Source organism: Streptococcus bouchesdurhonensis, assembly GCF_948472335.1.
Genome location: NZ_CAOKTW010000034.1, coordinates 1 through 3,921 on the forward strand (window position 1 = coordinate 1; position 3,921 = coordinate 3,921).

The following is a 3,921-nucleotide window of genomic DNA, read 5'->3' on the forward strand; positions in this document are numbered from 1 at the left end:
ATCTTTAGCCACTGGGTTAACTGCTGCTACTGCGGCAATTCCGTCTGCTTCCGCTTTGTCTACGCCTGCTTGGTCGCTTGCTGCGTCAATAGCTTGGGTAGCTTTGTCCGCTGCTTGCTTAGCTTGAGCTTTCGCTGCTGCTTTTTCTGCATCTGAAAGGTTAGCGTTCGCATCAATCTCGGCTTCTTTTTCCTTAAGCTTAGCTGCTACTGCTTCCTTAGCTTTGTCCTTAGCCACTGGATTAACTGCTGCTACTGCGGCAATTCCGTCTGCTTGCGCTTTGTCCACGCCTGCTTGGTCGCTTGCTGCGTCAATAGCTTGGATAGCTTTGTCCGCTGCCGCTTTAGCTTGTTCCTTAGCCGCTGCTTTTTCTGCATCTGAAAGGTTAGCGTTAGCATCAATCTCGGCTTCTTTTTCCTTAAGCTTAGCTGCTACTGCTTCCTTAGCTTTGTCCTTAGCCACTGGATTAACTGCTGCTACTGCGGCAATTCCGTCTGCTTGCGCTTTGTCCACGCCTGCTTGGTCGCTTGCTGCGTCAATAGCTTGGGTAGCTTTGTCCGCTGCCGCTTTAGCTTGTTCCTTAGCCGCTGCTTTTTCTGCATCTGAAAGGTTAGCATTCGCATCAATCTCGGCTTCTTTTTCCTTAAGCTTAGCTGCTACTGCTTCCTTAGCTTTGTCCTTAGCCACTGGATTAACTGCTGCTACTGCGGCAATTCCGTCTGCTTGCGCTTTGTCCACGCCTGCTTGGTCGCTTGCTGCATCAATGGCTTGGGTAGCTTTGTCCGCTGCTTGCTTAGCTTGAGCTTTCGCTGCTGCTTTTTCTGCATCTGAAAGGTTAGCGTTCGCATCAATCTCTGCTTCTTTTTCTTTAAGTTTAGCCGCTACTGCTTGCTTAGCTTTGTCCTTAGCTTTATCTTTAGCCACTGGGTTAACTGCTGCTACTGCGGCAATTCCGTCTGCTTCCGCTTTGTCTACGCCTGCTTGGTCGCTTGCTGCGTCAATAGCTTGGGTAGCTTTGTCCGCTGCTTGCTTAGCTTGAGCTTTCGCTGCTGCTTTTTCTGCATCTGAAAGGTTAGCGTTCGCATCAATCTCGGCTTCTTTTTCCTTAAGCTTAGCTGCTACTGCTTCCTTAGCTTTGTCCTTAGCCACTGGATTAACTGCTGCTACTGCGGCAATTCCGTCTGCTTGCGCTTTGTCCACGCCTGCTTGGTCGCTTGCTGCGTCAATAGCTTGGATAGCTTTGTCCGCTGCCGCTTTAGCTTGTTCCTTAGCCGCTGCTTTTTCTGCATCTGAAAGGTTAGCGTTCGCATCAATCTCGGCTTCTTTTTCCTTAAGCTTAGCTGCTACTGCTTCCTTAGCTTTGTCCTTAGCCACTGGATTAACTGCTGCTACTGCGGCAATTCCGTCTGCTTGCGCTTTGTCCACGCCTGCTTGGTCGCTTGCTGCGTCAATAGCTTGGGTAGCTTTGTCCGCTGCCGCTTTAGCTTGTTCCTTAGCCGCTGCTTTTTCTGCATCTGAAAGGTTAGCATTCGCATCAATCTCGGCTTCTTTTTCCTTAAGCTTAGCTGCTACTGCTTCCTTAGCTTTGTCCTTAGCCACTGGATTAACTGCTGCTACTGCGGCAATTCCGTCTGCTTGCGCTTTGTCCACGCCTGCTTGGTCGCTTGCTGCGTCAATAGCTTGGATAGCTTTGTCCGCTGCCGCTTTAGCTTGTTCCTTAGCCGCTGCTTTTTCTGCATCTGAAAGGTTAGCGTTCGCATCAATCTCGGCTTCTTTTTCCTTAAGCTTAGCTGCTACTGCTTCCTTAGCTTTGTCCTTAGCCACTGGATTAACTGCTGCTACTGCGGCAATTCCGTCTGCTTGCGCTTTGTCCACGCCTGCTTGGTCGCTTGCTGCGTCAATAGCTTGGGTAGCTTGTCCGCTGCCGCTTTAGCTTGTTCCTTAGCCGCTGCTTTTTCTGCATCTGAAAGGTTAGCATTCGCATCAATCTCGGCTTCTTTTTCCTTAAGCTTAGCTGCTACTGCTTCCTTAGCCTTGTCCTTAGCTTTGTCTTTAGCCACTGGGTTAACTGCTGCTACTGCGGCAATTCCGTCTGCTTCCGCTTTGTCTACGCCTGCTTGGTCGCTTGCTGCATCAATGGCTTGGGTAGCTTTGTCCGCTGCTTGCTTAGCTTGAGCTTTCGCTGCTGCTTTTTCTGCATCTGAAAGGTTAGCGTTCGCATCAATCTCTGCTTCTTTTTCTTTAAGTTTAGCCGCTACTGCTTGCTTAGCTTTGTCCTTAGCTTTGTCCTTAGCCACTGGGTTAACTGCTGCTACTGCGGCAATTCCGTCTGCTTCCGCTTTGTCTACGCCTGCTTGGTCGCTTGCTGCGTCAATAGCTTGGGTAGCTTTGTCTGCTGCTTGCTTAGCTTGAGCTTTCGCTGCTGCTTTTTCTGCATCTGAAAGGTTAGCGTTCGCATCAATCTCTGCTTCTTTTTCTGCAAGCTTAGCTGCTACTGCTTCCTTAGCTTTATCTTTAGCCACTGGGTTAACTGCTGCTACTGCGGCAATTCCGTCTGCTTCCGCTTTGTCTACGCCTGCTTGGTCGCTTGCTGCATCAATGGCTTGGGTAGCTTTGTCCGCTGCTTGCTTAGCTTGAGCTTTCGCTGCTGCTTTTTCTGCATCTGAAAGGTTAGCGTTCGCATCAATCTCTGCTGCTTTTTCTGCAAGCTTAGCCGCTACTGCTTCCTTAGCTTTGTCTTTAGCTTTATCTTTAGCCACTGGGTTAACTGCTGCTACTGCGGCAATTCCGTCTGCTTCCGCTTTGTCTACGCCTGCTTGGTCGCTTGCTGCATCAATGGCTTGGGTAGCTTTGTCCGCTGCTTGCTTAGCTTGAGCTTTCGCTGCTGCTTTTTCTGCATCTGAAAGGTTAGCGTTCGCATCAATCTCTGCTTCTTTTTCCTTAAGCTTAGCTGCTACTGCTTCCTTAGCCTTGTCCTTAGCTTTGTCTTTAGCCACTGGGTTAACTGCTGCTACTGCGGCAATTCCGTCTGCTTCCGCTTTGTCTACGCCTGCTTGGTCGCTTGCTGCATCAATGGCTTGGGTAGCTTTGTCCGCTGCTTGCTTAGCTTGAGCTTTCGCTGCTGCTTTTTCTGCATCTGAAAGGTTAGCGTTCGCATCAATCTCTGCTTCTTTTTCTTTAAGTTTAGCCGCTACTGCTTGCTTAGCTTTGTCCTTAGCTTTGTCCTTAGCCACTGGGTTAACTGCTGCTACTGCGGCAATTCCGTCTGCTTCCGCTTTGTCTACGCCTGCTTGGTCGCTTGCTGCGTCAATAGCTTGGGTAGCTTTGTCTGCTGCTTGCTTAGCTTGAGCTTTCGCTGCTGCTTTTTCTGCATCTGAAAGGTTAGCGTTCGCATCAATCTCTGCTTCTTTTTCTGCAAGCTTAGCTGCTACTGCTTCCTTAGCTTTATCTTTAGCCACTGGGTTAACTGCTGCTACTGCGGCAATTCCGTCTGCTTCCGCTTTGTCTACGCCTGCTTGGTCGCTTGCTGCATCAATGGCTTGGGTAGCTTTGTCCGCTGCTTGCTTAGCTTGAGCTTTCGCTGCTGCTTTTTCTGCATCTGAAAGGTTAGCGTTCGCATCAATCTCTGCTGCTTTTTCTGCAAGCTTAGCCGCTACTGCTTCCTTAGCTTTGTCTTTAGCTTTATCTTTAGCCACTGGGTTAACTGCTGCTACTGCGGCAATTCCGTCTGCTTCCGCTTTGTCTACGCCTGCTTGGTCGCTTGCTGCATCAATGGCTTGGGTAGCTTTGTCCGCTGCTTGCTTAGCTTGAGCTTTCGCTGCTGCTTTTTCTGCATCTGAAAGGTTAGCGTTCGCATCAATCTCTGCTTCTTTTTCCTTAAGCTTAGCTGCTACTGCTTCCTTAGCCTTGTCCTTAGCTTTG

2 protein-coding genes are annotated in these 3,921 nt (G+C 49.5%); both read right to left on the reverse strand.

Going from position 1 to position 3,921, the window contains the following annotated elements; translation table 11 throughout:
• A partial coding sequence (locus QMQ21_RS19105) for a DUF1542 domain-containing protein (RefSeq protein ID WP_261814981.1) occupies positions 1-1,875 on the reverse strand: 1,875 nt, incomplete at its 3' end.
• On the reverse strand, positions 1,839-3,921 hold a 2,083-nt coding region (locus QMQ21_RS19110), incomplete at its 5' end, for a DUF1542 domain-containing protein (protein WP_261814982.1). The genes QMQ21_RS19110 and QMQ21_RS19105, both read right to left, overlap by 37 nt.